14 protein-coding genes are annotated in these 16,038 nt (G+C 51.5%); 3 read left to right on the top strand and 11 right to left on the bottom strand.

Features of this window, described 5'->3' with window-relative positions; all coding sequences use genetic code 11:
• Nucleotides 1-67 precede the first annotated feature (67 nt).
• From SATMO3_RS03685 to SATMO3_RS03660, 6 genes are read right to left on the bottom strand one after another with little or no spacing between them, the layout of a single operon-like run.
• The gene (locus SATMO3_RS03685; RefSeq protein WP_371377636.1) at nucleotides 68-1,426 is read right to left on the bottom strand and encodes an aspartate aminotransferase family protein; all 1,359 of its coding nucleotides are present in this window, start codon (nucleotides 1,424-1,426) and stop codon (nucleotides 68-70) included.
• Entirely contained in the window at nucleotides 1,410-2,225 is an 816-nt protein-coding gene (phnX, locus tag SATMO3_RS03680; RefSeq protein WP_371377633.1) for a phosphonoacetaldehyde hydrolase, read from the bottom strand. The genes SATMO3_RS03685 and phnX overlap by 17 nt, the downstream gene beginning before the upstream one ends.
• Nucleotides 2,212-3,315, bottom strand: a complete 1,104-nt coding sequence (gene phnW / locus SATMO3_RS03675; RefSeq protein WP_371377629.1) for a 2-aminoethylphosphonate--pyruvate transaminase — start codon at nucleotides 3,313-3,315, stop codon at nucleotides 2,212-2,214. The genes phnX and phnW overlap by 14 nt, the downstream gene beginning before the upstream one ends.
• 23 nt (nucleotides 3,316-3,338) lie before the next feature.
• Nucleotides 3,339-4,352, bottom strand: coding sequence for an extracellular solute-binding protein (locus tag SATMO3_RS03670; RefSeq protein ID WP_371377626.1), 1,014 nt, complete (start codon nucleotides 4,350-4,352; stop codon nucleotides 3,339-3,341).
• 34 nt (nucleotides 4,353-4,386) lie between these two features.
• Complete coding sequence (locus tag SATMO3_RS03665; protein ID WP_371377623.1) at nucleotides 4,387-6,021, bottom strand: ABC transporter permease subunit; 1,635 nt, start codon at nucleotides 6,019-6,021, stop codon at nucleotides 4,387-4,389.
• Nucleotides 6,014-6,766, bottom strand: coding sequence for an ABC transporter ATP-binding protein (locus SATMO3_RS03660; protein WP_371377620.1), 753 nt, complete (start codon nucleotides 6,764-6,766; stop codon nucleotides 6,014-6,016). Before SATMO3_RS03660 ends, SATMO3_RS03665 begins: the two co-directional genes overlap by 8 nt.
• Nucleotides 6,767-7,030: 264 nt before the next feature.
• On the opposite strand from SATMO3_RS03660, the gene SATMO3_RS03655 reads away from it, so the two are divergent.
• Nucleotides 7,031-7,795, top strand: a complete 765-nt coding sequence (locus SATMO3_RS03655; protein ID WP_371377616.1) for a DeoR/GlpR family DNA-binding transcription regulator — start codon at nucleotides 7,031-7,033, stop codon at nucleotides 7,793-7,795.
• A gap of 54 nt (nucleotides 7,796-7,849) precedes the next feature.
• Here SATMO3_RS03655 and SATMO3_RS03650 read toward each other — a convergent pair whose 3' ends face one another.
• On the bottom strand, nucleotides 7,850-8,461 hold the full coding sequence (locus tag SATMO3_RS03650; RefSeq protein ID WP_371377614.1) for a DNA-3-methyladenine glycosylase: 612 nt from the start codon (nucleotides 8,459-8,461) through the stop codon (nucleotides 7,850-7,852).
• 281 nt (nucleotides 8,462-8,742) lie between these two features.
• On the opposite strand from SATMO3_RS03650, the gene SATMO3_RS03645 reads away from it, so the two are divergent.
• Together SATMO3_RS03645 and SATMO3_RS03640 are read left to right on the top strand one after the other, a co-directional pair.
• Nucleotides 8,743-9,714, top strand: a complete 972-nt coding sequence (locus SATMO3_RS03645) for a hypothetical protein (protein WP_371377611.1) — start codon at nucleotides 8,743-8,745, stop codon at nucleotides 9,712-9,714.
• 262 nt (nucleotides 9,715-9,976) lie between these two features.
• The gene (locus SATMO3_RS03640; RefSeq protein WP_371377608.1) at nucleotides 9,977-10,783 is read left to right on the top strand and encodes a hypothetical protein; all 807 of its coding nucleotides are present in this window, start codon (nucleotides 9,977-9,979) and stop codon (nucleotides 10,781-10,783) included.
• A 164-nt stretch (nucleotides 10,784-10,947) separates the two neighbouring features.
• Here the strand turns inward: SATMO3_RS03640 and SATMO3_RS03635 are convergent, their stop codons facing one another.
• The 4 genes from SATMO3_RS03635 to SATMO3_RS03620 all read right to left on the bottom strand — a co-directional run bounded on the left by SATMO3_RS03635 (nucleotide 10,948) and on the right by SATMO3_RS03620 (nucleotide 16,038).
• Complete coding sequence (locus tag SATMO3_RS03635) at nucleotides 10,948-12,108, bottom strand: phosphatase PAP2 family protein (protein ID WP_371377605.1); 1,161 nt, start codon at nucleotides 12,106-12,108, stop codon at nucleotides 10,948-10,950.
• 92 nt (nucleotides 12,109-12,200) lie between these two features.
• On the bottom strand, nucleotides 12,201-13,757 hold the full coding sequence (locus tag SATMO3_RS03630; protein ID WP_371377603.1) for an ArnT family glycosyltransferase: 1,557 nt from the start codon (nucleotides 13,755-13,757) through the stop codon (nucleotides 12,201-12,203).
• Nucleotides 13,758-14,069: 312 nt separating this feature from the next.
• A complete protein-coding gene (locus SATMO3_RS03625; protein ID WP_371377601.1) occupies nucleotides 14,070-15,365 on the bottom strand; it encodes a sensor histidine kinase in 1,296 nt (431 codons plus the stop codon).
• Nucleotides 15,346-16,038, bottom strand: coding sequence for a response regulator transcription factor (locus SATMO3_RS03620; protein WP_371377598.1), 693 nt, complete (start codon nucleotides 16,036-16,038; stop codon nucleotides 15,346-15,348). Before SATMO3_RS03620 ends, SATMO3_RS03625 begins: the two co-directional genes overlap by 20 nt.

The raw sequence follows: 16,038 nt of genomic DNA, 5'->3' as shown, positions 1-16,038 counted from the left end.
CTTTCCCCGTTTTACCCGGATAGTCCGGCAGCCTGAGCCCCGGTTTTACCGGGACTCAGGCTGCAACTTACGGCCGGTTGTGTTTGATCGCTTCCTCCAGCACGTGAAAGGCAAAAGCCAGCTGCTCTGTTGTCACAATGAGCGGCGGGTGCCAGGTAATGCAGTTGCCGCCTGTCAGCTTAAAGGACAAGCCTTGCTTGAGGCAATTATAGAGGATCTTCTCGGCCAGGTCATTGTATTTTTCTTTGGTAGTCCGGTCTTTTACCAGCTCAAAGGAGATCAGGAGCCCGGCAATCCGGCAGTCGCCGATCCATTCATAGGTATCGTATAGACGGCCGGCGCACTCCGTGACAAAGGCCGCGTGCCGCCGGCACTGCTCTACCAGCTGGTGGTTGTCAATATAGTCAATCGCGGCGCAGATAGCCGCGCAGCCCAGCGCCGGCTTCTCATGCGTGTAATGGCCGAGTGAGATATCCTGGGCCAGATCGTATTTGCTTTTCAGCAGGACCGCCGCCTGGGGAATAACGCCGCCGCCCAGTCCTTTGCCAAGCACCAGGATATCCGGCTCAACGGCAAAATGCTGGTGTACGAAAAAAGCGCCGCTGCGCCCCAGTGCGGTGGGGATTTCATCAAAAATAAGCAGGATGCCGTTTTGGTCGCAGATTTGCCGCAGCCGCTGAAAATAAGCCTGTGGGGGAATATGGGTGTCGGTGGCCCGGATAGGCTCTAGGAGAATGGCGCCGATGTCGCCTTCGTTCTGAATGATATACTCGATATAATCCAGGCAGAATTTGGCCACGGCCTCCGGGCAGGAGCTGTCAAACAGATTCCGGTATGCATTGTAGGGAATGGCGTGGATGCATCCGGGCAGGAGCGGTCCCATATCCTTGCGGAAAACATATTCGCCGCCGACCGATATCGTATCCAGTCCGGCGCCGTGGAAGGACTCCCACATGGATATTACTTTATGCTTGCCGGTAATTTTCCGGGCCGCTTTCAGGGCAATGCCTACCGCCGCACTGCCGGACGGCGTAAACAAAACCTTAAAATCCTTGGATGTTGTTTTATTGATCAGGGCCCGGGCCGCTTTGACGGCAATGTCGGCCGTATACCGGCGGGGAATAAACGGCAGCTCCTCCAGCTGCCGTTTCACGGCCGCCAGCACATCCGGATTCTTATAGCCGACCTGATGTGCGCTGTTACCGTGAAAATCAAGATAGCGCTTGTGATTGAGATCCCAGATATAGCAGCCTTCCGCATTGGCGATCCCGTTCAGGCACGGCGTGGACAGCGACTGCCGGACAAAGACGGCCTCATCGGCCTGTAACAGGGCCTGGCTCCGGTCGTCAAGCCCCTCCAGCCAGCTTACTCTTTGCCGGCTGGAATTGATATCGCCTTCCCGTTCCAGTTCAGTCATGTGTGTCATAGGGTCGCTTGCCGGCTGTAAACAGCCTGTTGATATGTTCGATCAGGGCCGGCAGCTCGCTCACCGCCTCGAGGACAAAGTGAGCACCATAGTTGAGAAACGCCTGTCTTGTCTGTTCAATTACCGGCGCTTTGTCGGACAGCAGTTCAAATTCCCGGCGGCTCAGGCCCATCTGGGAACTGCCGGTACAGACGCCGACCGACCAGACGCCGGCCTGCAAGCCTTCCTGGATATCGGCGGCCGTATCGCCCACTTTCACCACCCGCCAAGGCGCGGACAACTTTAAGGTTTCCATATTGCGAAAAATCATATAGGGATAGGGCCGGCCGCAACAGCCGGTGGCGTCCGGGCTAACCCAGCAATCCGGCTCATAGCCCTTGGCTTTCGCGCCCTGGGTTACAATCGCCATCATGTTGTCGGTATAGCCGGTGGTCGAGCCGATTTTTAACCCTTTGCCCCGGATTGCGTCCACCGTTTGCAGTACTCCGGGCAGCGGCTCAGTAAACTCTGCCAGTGAGCCTAGTAATAGCGGCTCAAATTGGGCGTACAAAGCCTCGATATCCTCTTCCTGAAAGCTTCGCCCGTATTGTTTTTCCCATTCCCGGCCAACCCGCGGCATGGTCAGCATGGCCCTGATATGGTCTTTTTTTAAGAGACCCATAGGCGCTCGCGCTTCCGCCACGGTTACCTCGACGCCGGCGGCCTGGAAAGCCTTCATAAAGGCGCTTACCGGCGCAAAGCAGCCAAAATCAACCGTAGTACCGGCCCAGTCAAAAATAACACCTTCAATTGTGTTCATGATGCTCTGCCCTCATATATTCTTCAATGATATCGCCCAGCAGAGAAATATCCTGCCGGTAGATCTCACCGATATTGCCGATGCGGAACGTGTCGGCGTCGGTTAGCTTGCCGGGGTACAACACAAAGCCCCGTTCTTTGACATAGTGATAAAACCTGTTAAAATCGAAGTCACTGTAGGGAAAAAGAAACGTGGTGATGATGGGCGACTGAGATTCTTCGGCAATGTAGGGCGCAAAGCCCAGGCTTTTGAGCTTTTCCCGCAAAAGCTTGTTATTTTCCCGGTAGCGCCGGTTCCTGGCGCTGACGCCGCCTTCGGCCGCCAGTTCATCCAGAGCCCGGGAAAAAGCGGCCACCACATGCGTAGGCGACGTATAGCGCCACTTGCCGTCCTTCTCCATGCATTGCCACTGATCATATAAATCAAGGCACAGACTGCGGGCCTGGCCCCGGCAGCCGGCCAGCGCCTCAGTTCTCGCCAGCACAAAGCAAAAGCCCGGCACACCCTGAATACACTTGTTGGCGCTGCTGATTAAATAATCTATCTTCCACTCCTGCACCGGGATCTCCAAGCCGCCGAAACTGCTCATCGCGTCGACAATAAAAGTTTTGCCGTACGCCTTGGCGAGGTCGGCCATCTCCTGAAGCGGATTGAGGATGCCGGTTGTTGTTTCACAGTGGACCATGGCCACATGCGTGATGGCGTCGTTGGCCTCCAGCAGCAGTCTTACCGTCGCGGCGTCGGCGGGCTGGCCATAGGGAACCTGGCAAACAATATAGTGCAAACCCAGATATTCCGCCATTTTAACCATCCGCTGGCCATAAGCGCCGTTGGTAATAATCAGACAGGTATCTTCCCGGCCGATACAGGTAGTGAGTACCGCTTCCACCCCGAAGCTGCCGCTTCCCTGCAGCAGCACGGCCGTGTAAGCGCCGGGCGAGGCAGCTGCCAGCGCCAGCAGCTGCTGCCGGATTTTTTGGGTTATTTGCTTATAATCGTCATCCCAGGTACAGCGGTCAAACAGCATTGCCTGTTTCACACTGTCGGTCGTGGTTAAGGGTCCCGGGGTTAGCAATTTGTAATCTTTCATTGTGTTAACACCTTATTTTATATTTATTGTTTGGCCGCTTTGAAAAAGTCCTGGTGCGCCGCCAGCAGCTCAACCGTCAGCGGCTTGGCGAACACTTTGGGATTGCCGGCCTTATTCAGATCGGTTACCGTCTCACCCTGGTACAGGGCGACCGGATAAATTTTAATTAAATCAGGCCTGGCTTTTTCAATAATCACCTGCGCCATTTCCATGGCCAGCTTGGTGGTGGCGGCATCGGCCTTCTTCACGACGGCTACCGATTCAGTCAGCGTATAGTTGCCTTCCACCGGATCAACATAATCAATTGGCTTGCCGGCGGCTTTGTCGGCCACGGCCTGATGACGCAGCCCGAAGCCGGCGGCCACTTCACCCACTCTTACCTTCTTAATCGGTCCCGAACCGGACGACTCAATGTGCGGACCGCAATTCTGAATTAGTTTGGCCAGTACTGCTTTGCCCTCGGTTTCGCCATATTGGCTGACAATCGCCTGCACCAACAGCCAGGCTGTCGAGGAGTCCATGATGTTGGGAATGGAAACCAGTCCTTTGTACTCATCCTTGGTCAGATCCTTAATGGAGGTGGGCAGCGGCAGGCCCTTATCCTTAAGTACCTGGGTATTTACAAAAATGGCGCCGGTATTCGCCAGAATCGGTGTGTAATAGGCCGGATATTTGGCAACGGCCTTGGTATCAAAGCCTAAATCGGCGAACATATTGTATTTCTGCTGGGCGCTTTCGATAAAATAAGAGCTCATGGTGATTATATTGGCCTCAATCTTGTCGCCTTCGGCCATTAACTTGCCGCCAAGCTCGGAGGTTCCCATGGTCTGCACCACATACTTGCCTTCGTAGCCGGCCGTATTGAGTGTTTTTTGCATGGCTTCCACCGCTTCCTTATCGGCGTTGGTGAAGAGAACCACCTTCTGGGCAGCCTGGGACGCGCTTTGGGTAGTAGTGCCGCCGCCCGCACACCCTGCCGTCAGCAGCAGCGAAGCCGTGAGGAAACATAAGAGCAGATTTTTGAATGCTTTTCTCATAATGACATCTCTCCCTATCTGTTTTTTTATAATTTCACTCACGCTGTTGGGTGAATGTTAGCTTTTTACTGACGGCATCGCCGCCGGTCTTGACACATAAGTTGGTCAGGAAAATCAGGATGGACAGCACAAAGATCTCATTAAAACTGGCAAAGTGCTGCAGCTCTTTTATCTTGCTGGTGACCACCGCCGTTTGGGCGCTGACCAGGAAAATAATTGCGCTGATGGTAACCATAGCATTGATGAAATAGTAACTGAACATTTCCACCAGCGTCGAAAAAGAGTTGGGAATAATCACCCGCACGATGGTCTTGAACCAGGTATCGCCCATTAGTTCCCCGGTAATCTCCCAGGCCGGACTCATTTTGGCCAGGGAATGCTTCGCCATCAGATACGGCGTCGTAAAGAAATGGACAATGTTGCAGATTACGAGGATGGTGAAGGTTCCTTTGAAGTCGCTGCCTTTGAACAGTAAGAGGTACGCCAGCCCCAGGACCATGCCCGGCACGGTATTGGTCAGCATCGAGCAAAAATCAATACTGACTTTAGCCGGCTTACGTAACCGGGTACGCACATTGATGACGGCTGCGCCGTAGGCCAGGACAGTTCCGGCCACCGCCGTCCCCATCGCCGTCAACAGCGAGTTCTGATAGGCGTCCGCTATCGGCCGGGAAAACAGAGTTTCCCGGAAAAATTTTGTGGTAAAGCTCATATCATAAGGAAAGTTAGTGACAAACGGCGTAATGAACATGACCAGAAAAACCAGCACGATGGCCGCTACCATAGCCAGCGAAGCCACCAGCAGCAGCATGTCCCGCAGTTTGTTTTTGGTCACATCGATAACCGAAGTTTTATTGTAGTGGAAGTTAAAGCGCTCCAGATAATTAAGAAACAGTACGCCGATTACCGCCGGCGACAGCATCAGCATAGCAATGGCGGAACCATTATTGAAATTGGGCAGCGCGCCCAGCATTACCTGATACAGCTGCGTGGCGATGACACTGTAGGTGCCGCCCACGGAAGCCGGGATGCCGAAATCGGTGAACGTTAAGATAAACGTGATTGCCAGTGCCCCGCCCAGTGTACCGATGAGCGGCCGGAACACCGTGTTGAGGAAGCTTCGCAGAAAGCCGTCCCCCATTAATTCGGAAACAATCATAAACTTCTTGTCAATGTATTTAAAGGAATTATCGAGGAGCAGAAACGCCGGCGGCAGGGTATAAATAACATAGCCGATCAGCAGCCCGTTAAAACCGTAAATGGTAAATAGCTCCCCGCCAAACCATTTGGTTAGTAATCCCTGTTTCCCAAACGAATAAATGATAGCAAAACCGTAGGTAATTGTCGGCAGCAGCATGGGCAGCAGGATGCCTGTTCTGATGACGGCCTTCAGCAGCCTGGCAATATGGGTGCAATTGACGGCATAGGCCAGCATAAAGGCCAGTACTGTGGTAATGAGCGCCGTCACCGTGGAAATCAGGACACTGTTTTTGAGCGCAATCACAAAATCCCTGTCGCCGGTAATCGCCCGGAAATTGGCCAGCCCGATACCCTGTCCGGTTTGAAAGGACTGCAAGAGCAGGGTAACCAGCGGGGTTAGCAGGAAGGCCAGGAAGAACACGGCGATCACGCCGTAAATAAGCTGGATTTCCCGTTTCTCTTTAAACATGACATCCTTCAAACAACTGAAAAATATTGTCCCGCTTGATGCGTAGCTGACGTAAGATAAACTCTTCGATAAAACTGTTTTCGGGCTGGTGGATAACCTGCCGGGGAGTTCCGAACTGTGACACCTTGCCCTGATCAATAATCAGCACCCGGTCCGACATGGTCAGCGCCTCTTCCGGGTCATGGGTAACGATGATGCAGGTCAGGTTGTACTTTTTGGTCAATGCTTTAATCCGGGCCTTAATGGTTTCCTTGATGACGCCGTCCAGCGCGCTTAACGGTTCATCCAGCAGCAGGATGCTGGGCTTGGTGGCCAGTGTCCGGGCCAGCGCCACCCGCTGCTTCTGGCCGCCGGAGAGCTGATCCACCGACTTTGTCAAATGCGGTCTTAGCTCCAGGAAATCGATAATCCCGTCCAGCTCCGCCGGACTGAGCAGGCCCGGCTTGTTTTTTAAACCGTAGACAATGTTTTTGTAAGCATTCAGATTGGGAAACAACGCATAATCCTGAAACACAATATTAAAACCGCGTTCCTTCATGGATACCCGGGTTATGTCCCGGCCGTTATAGATAATGGCGCCGCTGTCCGGCGGCGTCAAACCCAGGATAATATTGAGCAGGGTCGTTTTGCCGCTGCCGCTTTGTCCCAGCATAGAAACAATTTCACCGTCGGCAATCGTAAGATCAATGCCGTCCAGGACAACTTTTCCGTCAAACTGCTTGCGCACGTTTTGTAATTCCAGCAAAGTACTAACCTCCCACAACCAGCCTTTGTTTGCGGCCCGGTTTATCTTTACTATACACTGCCCGCGCCCGGTTATTGTTAAGAACATGTTATGAAATCATTAAGCTATCCGCATTTTTGACTAATTTATTATTAATTTATGACTATATTATTAACAACAATTGACGCTATATTGATAAGTTTAAGATGTTAACCTTGAATATTGTCAGGTTGTACGCTATACTTAAAAAAAACAAAGGCTGCACTGAGCCGCAGGGAGATAGGCATGCTACCAAGCGAACGACAAAAAAAAATCCTGGAGCTGGCAACTACCAAAGAGGTTGTTACCATTCCGGAATTAATGAATACCTTCGATATATCCATAGAAACGGTGCGCCGTGATCTGTCCATTCTGGAAAAACAAGGCGTCATTCAGAAAATATACGGCGGCGCCAAGATCAAAGAAGCCAACTTTTATGAACCAGCCATGGAAAGCAGAATGATCGACCAGTTGGTGCAAAAAGAAGCCATCGGCAAAAAATGCTGTGAATTTATACATGACGGCAACTGTATTTTTATCGACAGCGGCACCACCACCTATCATATCGCCAAATATCTCACCCATAAAAAAAATCTCACCATCATCACCAATTCCATTCCGGTTATCAATGAATTAATGGATACCGACTTTGAAATTATTATTATCGGCGGCAAGATCAGGCATAGTGAGCGCTCGGTCGTCAGCTACGACTACATTTTTAACTTTTCCCAGCTCAACATCCAGAAAAGCTTTATTTGCGCCAGCGGGATCACGGCCGAAAACGGCGTATCAGATTTCAATATGCAGGAAGCCGTCACCCGAAAAATGATCATTGAACGGTCCAAGGAAGTGTTTGTGGCGGCGGACAGCAGTAAATTCGACAAAGACGTCACCATCAGTATCGCCGGCCTGAACAAAATTGACTACATCATCACCGACGCCAACCTCAGCCAAAATACGGTGAACAGTTTTAAAAAATGCGCCACCAGGCTTATCCTGGCCGACGGCTAAAGAGTGTCTTCCCTGTAGCCTTTACAATCCAGCGATGGTTGCAGGGGGCTGTTCTCATTTTACGGAAACACAGGGATTATCCTCTATATAAAACCGCCAGGGATAATCCTTGGCTTCCTCAGCGTAATCAATACCTACGCGCTTGGCCGCTATGATATTGAATTCTTCTTTGTCGCCTTCGGCTACATACAGCCGGTCGCCGCACAAATCTGCACCATTCAGGCTTTTGTCAATTGCCAGGGCTTTGCATAATTTGCCCGGTCCGTTAGTTAGGTTCTTTATCTGGCTTTTTGTCAGCTCATTATAGGCTTTGTTAAACCTGTTTTGCGCGATCAGTTCAAACCCGCCTGCCGGTTCTACGGCTCTTAGCAACACCGCCTGCGGATTTCCGGCTTCCCTGGTCACAATATTAAAGCAATAGTACATGCCGTACACCAGGAACACATAGGCAAAGCCCGGTCCCCCGTACATAACCTCGACTCTTGGCGTTCTTTTGCCGCCGTAGGAATGGGCTGCCTTATCGGTAACTCCCATGTAGGCTTCGGCTTCAACAATCTTTACAGCCAGCTTATGTCCGTTTATTTCGTGAACAAGCACCTTGCCCAGGAGTTCTTGGGCCACTGCTAATGAATCCCGGTTATAAAATTCCCTGTCTACTATTTTCATCTTGAATACTCCTTTCCAGGTCAGCGCTTATTGAAAAATTGCGTCAGGCCTGGATTTCTTTGCAAGTTATGCTATCTTCCCCTGAAACACTGTCCCTGTCCCCATGTTTTTGCAGAGCGCCGCTCAATCCCGCCGGCATTGAAATTCACATTTTTATTATCGATACCATAAAATAAAAAGGAAACTATTCTCTGGCAGACAATGCAGACCCCGGTCGGTTTTTATTGAGCTGCCGTTTCTGATGCATAAATGTACGGTTTATTTTATGGAGGAAGGCAAGGATGAGTAATATAGCGTTACAACTTGGGCTGCTGTCGTCCGGAATGGTCATAACCGGCGGCAATGTGCTTTTTGATACCATTCAATATTCCTCCGGGGATATTGACTATGATATTCCCACAGGCGTCATAACTTTCAACGAAACGGGAAGATATGTTGTCAACTGGTGGGTTACAACGCAGGCTTCCACTTCCACCACCGGCGCCGTATTCACTTTGTCCTCTTCTCAGGGGGATTTACTGGTGGGAAATTCGCCGGTTAAAACAGGCGGAGTCTATGGAGCGGGAATCATAACGGTAGCTGCGGCCCCTGTTACTGTTTCTTTGGTTAACAGCAGTACAGCCACTTTCTATTATGCTGCACAGGTTCCACTGAAAGCAACCCTAATCATCACTCAGGATAACGTAACGAGTACCACTATAGACTGCTTTGCCGTAGATCAACTGGCCAATATTCTTTCGCAAATGATTTCGGCCTATCCCGCCACCACCTGGTCGGTCTTTTCCAGCTCACTGGCTACCTATGCAGGCACACCGCTGGACCTGTATACATCTCCCAATGCCACGGGACCAGGAATTTTACGGTTATTGGACTCGAGTAACAACTATGAAGCGCTGCCGATAGCCAATATCACCGCCCTTTATCCGGGAGCTGGAACGGTATATGATCCCGCCTTCACCTATCTGACTCCCCCCAGCCCTCTGCCTCCGGGATGTGATACAGACATGATAGCGGCAATACAATCCTATCTGCCAATAGGCGCCTCAGTCGAAATTCGCCTGGGCCCCACTATTGTGGCTTCCGGCGACGTATACCGCAACGAATATGGCGTTTTGGTGCTTTCCGATGCCAGTGGAAACACGCCTGTTTTTGTAGCCTCGCCCCACATCCTGCACATCTTGACCAGTGATGATCCTACACTCCTGCTGGCGACAAAGGGTAGCGGCGCGAAACCCAGCATTACTGCAAAGTAGATAAAGAAAGCTGTCATTATCTAAAGCCAACAGCCCCAACGTTGTTGGCTTTATACATTTGTTAACCGATCCGCAGTTTCCTTTTACCGCACAGGGTTGTTACAGCGTTTTCTCAGCGGCGGGGTGACTGTACAACTTAAGACTTAAAATCCGGATTTAAAAAAGCCTAAATCCCAGGTAAAATAGATACCTTCATCACTTTTCATCATATTATATATTATGTAACTCATCCTGAATCTTTATCAAGGAGGAGAGTAGTGATATGGCGAACGATATCGACTTGGACCAATCTGACAGTCTCCGCAACGGTCACTGGCATTACATTAGTCCATGTAATAATTGTATTAGCAGCCCCTGCGGAATCTGTATGCTTATAGGCGCTACCGGGGCTACCGGTGTTACTGGCGCTACCGGCTCTACTGGGGCCACTGGGGCTACCGGCTCTACTGGAGCCACCGGCGATACCGGGGCCACCGGCGATACCGGGGCCACCGGCGATACCGGGGCCACCGGCGATACCGGGGCCACCGGCGATACCGGGGCCACCGGCGATACCGGGGCCACCGGCGATACCGGGGCCACCGGCGATACCGGAGCTACAGGCAGCACAGGTGCTACAGGTGCTACGGGCGCTACTGGAGCTCCGGGACCCGGCTCATTACTTTTGGGACTTCAAGCGCAATATGCTACGGCTGGAGCGCAAACAATAGCTAATGGCGATGCAATTCCCTTTAATGTGGTAATTAACAATCAGAGCCCCAATCTGACGCTAAATGTTACCAATGGCGAAATTACAATTGCCGCGCCCGGAAACTATTATGTCACTTGGTGGATTGCTGTAGATGGCTCGACTTCAGCGACAACCATTACCTTTTCGCTTGAGATTGACAATACAGCCATCTCCGCCGCCTCGACCCCAATTCTCAGCAGCCAGTTGACAGGAGCTGATTTCATTACTGTAGCCGGAACTTCGAGCATTCTGACACTGGTCAATACTACCGGCAATAATATATTTATAGGCGCTACAACCGTGCAGGCCAATCTAATAATTTTACAATTATCCACATAACAGATTTAACGCCGGTAAGAGAGGAAAAGTAAGCTTAGCCGCTGTGGCGGAACGAAAGACGGCCTATCAAAATAAAATCCAGGATTGGCGAAAAGCTGCGCCAATCCTGGATTTCTTCTTAGTTACGCTATCGTTTCCCGAAACACTGCCCCTGTCCCCTGTTTTTACCGCCGCAGCTTTTCCCTGCGCTGCCGTTCCTGCCACATCAGCAGCGAGACGCACAAGGCCAGCCATGTTGAACCGGCGGCATAGCCGGCCACTACATCGGAAGGATAATGAACGCCCAAATAGATACGGCTGATGCCAATGGCGACGATCAATAAAACCGCCAGCGTCATGACCGTCAATCGTCCGCGCCAGGAAGGAATTATACGCATGATCAAGAACGCCACCATACCGTAAAAGCACATGGAGGCCATGGCATGACCGCTGGGAAAGCTATAGCCGGTTTCCTGCACCACCCGGAATAACTCAGGCCGCGCCCGTTGAAACAAGTGCTTCAGCAAAAAATTCAGCACCGCCCCGCCGGCTATGCAGATGGTTAACGACCCCAGCTCCAGCCAACGGCGGTAACGTCCCAAAATCAAAAATGCAGCGCCTACCAGAACGCTATAACTAACGCCGGAGCCGACCTGAGATATAAAAATCATGCTAGTATCCAGGGACGGACTGGCAAAATAGCGAACAAGCCAGATAAACGCGTTGTCAAATAACTCTACCGAACGCCGGAACAGAGTTTCCCAGGCCAAGGTTGTAAACACAGTCAGCATTACCGCACTCACGGCCAAACTAACAATCACGTACAGCGCCGGCCACCGCCGCAGTACAGCTGTAAGAAGTTCTTGCAGTATTGGATACAAGGGCGTCTTTTTAAATAAGCGACCGGCAATCCAGAACAGGATCGGCAGGGCAACAAGACTGGCGGCGCCTATGAGCAGTACCGCACCGATAACTACAGGTACCAGCGGGTGCCCCTGGGGCGCAATAACCAGCGGCCGGTGCTTGACATTCGCCCCCGGCTGAATGGTTACATCTCCGCCAATAATGAATACCTTGCCGCGTACTGTTGCGCCCGGCTCAACCGTAAGGCTGCCGTCAACAATGACAATATCCTCCGTCACTTTGCCGGCCACGACCGCGTTGCCGCCGGCTACCATGAGTTCGCCGACAACTTGCCCGCTGCCAATATAAATATCTTCCCTGACAAATTCGTCAGTGTACGCCTCTTTATCATCCCCAGCGGCGCTGTAGACTGCATTCATAAATACCAATATCCCCAGAAAACAAGCCAGTATACAGCAGGCAATTCGCCGATTCTTAGCCATCAATACGCCCCCCGGAACCAATATCAAAATCTGCTTGCATTTAACGGCTAAAGCCTGAACCGGCTTGGCCGCAGTCTTGCGCAGCGCAATAGTCAATTGTTCTTCTTCATCACTAAGGCTACGTCTTTTTGCGTTGCAATCAGCTGCAGCTTGCTTTGTTCAGCCGGCGGCAGCCCCAGATACGTTTTTTTCTTAAGCACAAAGTAAGCTTTGCCTGAATCGCCTGATACCAAATTCTTGAGCTCGCCTGTTTCCAGTTCTGTGCCCGGAGTACCGGTATAGTAGGTAAATCCGGGGCGATAGGATTTGGATATATAAACCGGAGCTTGCCCGTCATACTGCGCCTGAAACTCGCCGGCCAGGTCTTTCACGGAAAACCAGGGAGCGGCCGCTGGCAGCAGCACCGTCATCAGGACGATTACGAAGGCAGTCATTCCTGCCACAAGTACGCCTACAAAGCTCTTATTTCGCCCCGTATAAACAGTGTACCACGCCAAGCCTAAAACTATCGCAAAAAGTATTCCGGCAGTCACCGTCCCGGGAAACAGCTCCGGTATCGACTGCTTGGCGATGATGAAAAAAGCGGCTTCCACCAGGGTAACCAAAAGAGTTAGTAACACCGCCGGTATTTTAAAGACTCCGGGTTCCGCCGAGCTTAGGCAGCGGTCGGTATACCAGCCCACCAGCAGCGCCAGCGGGGGAAACATCGGCAGAATGTAGGAAATAAGTTTAGTTTGCGATAACGAGAAAAAGGCAAAAATCACGGTTGCCCAAATTACGAAAAAGACAAGCTTGCTGCCCTGTTCATGATCGTGCCCGGCCCGGATGGCCGCCGTCAGCGCCTGAACCAGAAATATCGTCCAGGGAAAGAAACCTATAATCAGGACAGGAATGTAGTAGTACCAGAGACTGCCTGACGCATGCTCAGGCTGGAGAAACCGGGTTACATTGTGAAAACCGAGAAAAGTATCGACAAAATCCATGCCATGATACTGATACATCAGCCAGTACCAGGGCAGTGAGACTGCCAGCACCAGCAGGCTGCCGGACAGTAGCTTTATGCGCCTTAACTGTCCCATTGACCGCGTGACAACCAGGTGAATTAGAATAATCAAACCCGGCAGAATGAACCCGACCGGCCCCTTGGTGAGTACCGCCAGACCGGCGGCGATATACGCCAGGTGGTATTTCCGCCGCAGATACAGCAACAAACAGGCCGACATGAAGAAAGTCAGCGTAGCGTCGGTAACGGCTGCCTTCCCCAGGTAAAAATACTCCAGACTGGTTGCCAGCGCCAGGCCGGCAATGAGGCCGGCCCGCCTGTTTAACAAGGACCGGCCGCCGGCATACACCAATAAGGCCCCACCCACCGCAAAAAGCGCGGAAGGCAGCCTGGCCGCCAGCTCCGTCTGTCCGGCTATTTTCATAGCGCCCGCCACCAGCCAGTAGTACATCGGGGGTTTATCATACCAAAAATCGCCGTATATTCTGGGTGATACGAAATCTTGCGCCGCCAGCATTTCCCGCGCCGTTTGCGCATACACAGGCTCATCCGGATCGAGCAGCGGCAGCCCGCCAAGCCGGAAAGCCATAATAAACCCTGCCACAATAAGTACAGTAATTATTTCAAGCCATGTGTTCTTGTTCATAATGCCTCCCGTAAATATTGATATCTTAATAGCTTGGGGCTCCCCTTGCCAAAGATCGATGCTCTTCCACAGTTCCGAAGTATACAGTGTCTATCTGAAAAATCGCTGAAAGAATAAAGAAAACACGGCCTCAGTCGAGCCTTTGGCGAAAGCGGAAGCCGATGTTGCCCTTATCCAGGCGAAAGTTATACTTTCTATCAGGATAAAAAATGGTGAACCGGTCAGGGAAGCATTTCTTGCCAGCCCAACCGGCTCACCATTATGCCGCTTATTAAATTTTGACTCACGGCCCAAATATGGCCGGCCCGCAAATTACACCGGCAAAGTGACGATAAAGGAACTGCCTTCCCCGAAGGTGCTTGTCACTTTAATGGTCCCGCCATGAGCATCCACTATCCATTTGGCGATCGGCAGTCCCAGGCCGGTTCCCCCCTCTTGGCGCGATCTGGCCTTATCGATTCTGTAAAAGCGTTCAAAGATCAGGGCCCGCTGGTCGTCCGGGATGCCTGCGCCCGTATCCTCTACGGTGATCGTAACACAAGGCTTTGGCGCCGCTGCCGTTTTGAGCAGCACGCCTACCCTGCCGCCGGCAGGGGTATATTTGACAGCGTTGTCAATTAGGATCAGGAGTAATTGCTTCATCCGCTCGCGATCGGCTAAAACAGCAATTTCCGCCTCACCGGCTATTGCCAATTCAATCCCTTTTGTTGCAGCCAGTGGCTGCAGCGAGCGTAAAACCTGCTCAGCAACGATAGCCAAGTCGAATCTTTCCTTTATGATATTGACTGCGCCGGCATCGGCGCGCGCCAGGGTTAGTAAATCAGTTACCAGTTTTGTCATCCGGCGGATTTCATCTTTCATGTCATCAAGCACCTGGATGGAGAGCGGCGATAGCTTTTGGTCCTCCTCGGTCTGGATGACATCTACCGAAGTCAGCATAACACTAAGCGGCGTACGCAGTTCATGGGAAGCATCGGCGACAAACTCTCGCTGCCGGGAAAAAGCCTGTCTGATCGGGATAATTGCCCGGCCCGCCAAAAAATGCCCGGCAAAAGCGGCGATAACCAGAAACAGAATGCAAAGCACCACCATCATTATCAGCAGGATTTTTATCCGCTGGTAATAAGAGCTTATATTCTCACCCACAAAAACGGTGCCTACTACCTCGGTTCCGTCATATATTTTCATACTGCACAGCAGGGCGACGGCTCTGTCCCCGTTAGCATCATGAAATTTTTTCAGTTCAACCACCCCGTCCGGGGCACTCCAATTACCAATAATGCCTAACACACCGGTGTGAATTCCGCCTTCAGCTTCCTCTGCGGCCGCCTGCTGCCCATGTTTATCAAAAACATAATAAAAAATCTTAGCGCCGCTGTCCGCATTCTCTTCTTCCTGATACGGAAACTGAAAAAAAGCGGCTCTCTCTTTGTACATGGCGGTTTGCTCTCTCGCCTCCCTTTCCGTGAAGGAGCGCAAGTCCTGCTGTTCTTCCCGGTAAAGAATCCAGAGCATACCGGTGGAGCTTACGATAATAAAAGCCATCATCAGCAGCATCATGACCATAGAATAGCGCAAAGTCAGTTCATTACGGATTTTGGCGAACATCTTGAACCTCCAGTTTATAACCAATACCGCGGACGGTTTGTATTTCCACCGAGTCATCCAACGGACTGAGTTTTTTCCGCAGCAAGCGTACATAGGCATCCAGGTTGTTGGAAGATACATCGGCTTCCAAACCCCACACCCGCTCCAAAATAGTCTCCCGGGGTATTACGTGCTTCTGATTCCTGACCAACAGCTCAAGCAGCCGGAATTCCCGGCTGGTAAGCTGTATTTCCGTGTCACTTTGCAGTACACGATGCGTTGAACAATTAAAGATCAAATTACCGGCCTGTAAAACATTTTCAGTTAGTCTCACCCGTCTGCGCCTCGATAATGCCCGGATCCGGGCATGCAGCTCAGCAAACTCAAAAGGTTTGACAAAATAATCATCGGCGCCTGTATCCAGCCCCCGTACCCGGTCGTCGAGGGCGTCTTTCGCCGTCAGCATCAAAATAGCTTCCCGGTAACCGCATTTTCGCAACTCTTCACAGACCTCAATACCGGTTCGGCCCGGCAACATCCAGTCCAGGATAATAACATCATACGGGTCGTGAAGCGCATACTCCAATGCCTGCTCCCCGTTCAACACCCAGTCAACCTGGATAGCTGCCTTTTCCAGCATATATTTGATTAATTTCCCCAGCTTGGCATCATCTTCGGCAAGTAATATCCGCAC

The sequence above is a fragment of the Sporomusa aerivorans genome (genome assembly GCF_041428895.1).
Lineage (GTDB): Bacteria > Bacillota > Negativicutes > Sporomusales > Sporomusaceae > Sporomusa > Sporomusa aerivorans.
Note: the sequence above shows the minus strand (reverse complement) of the source record. Positions and strands in the feature narration are given on the sequence as shown.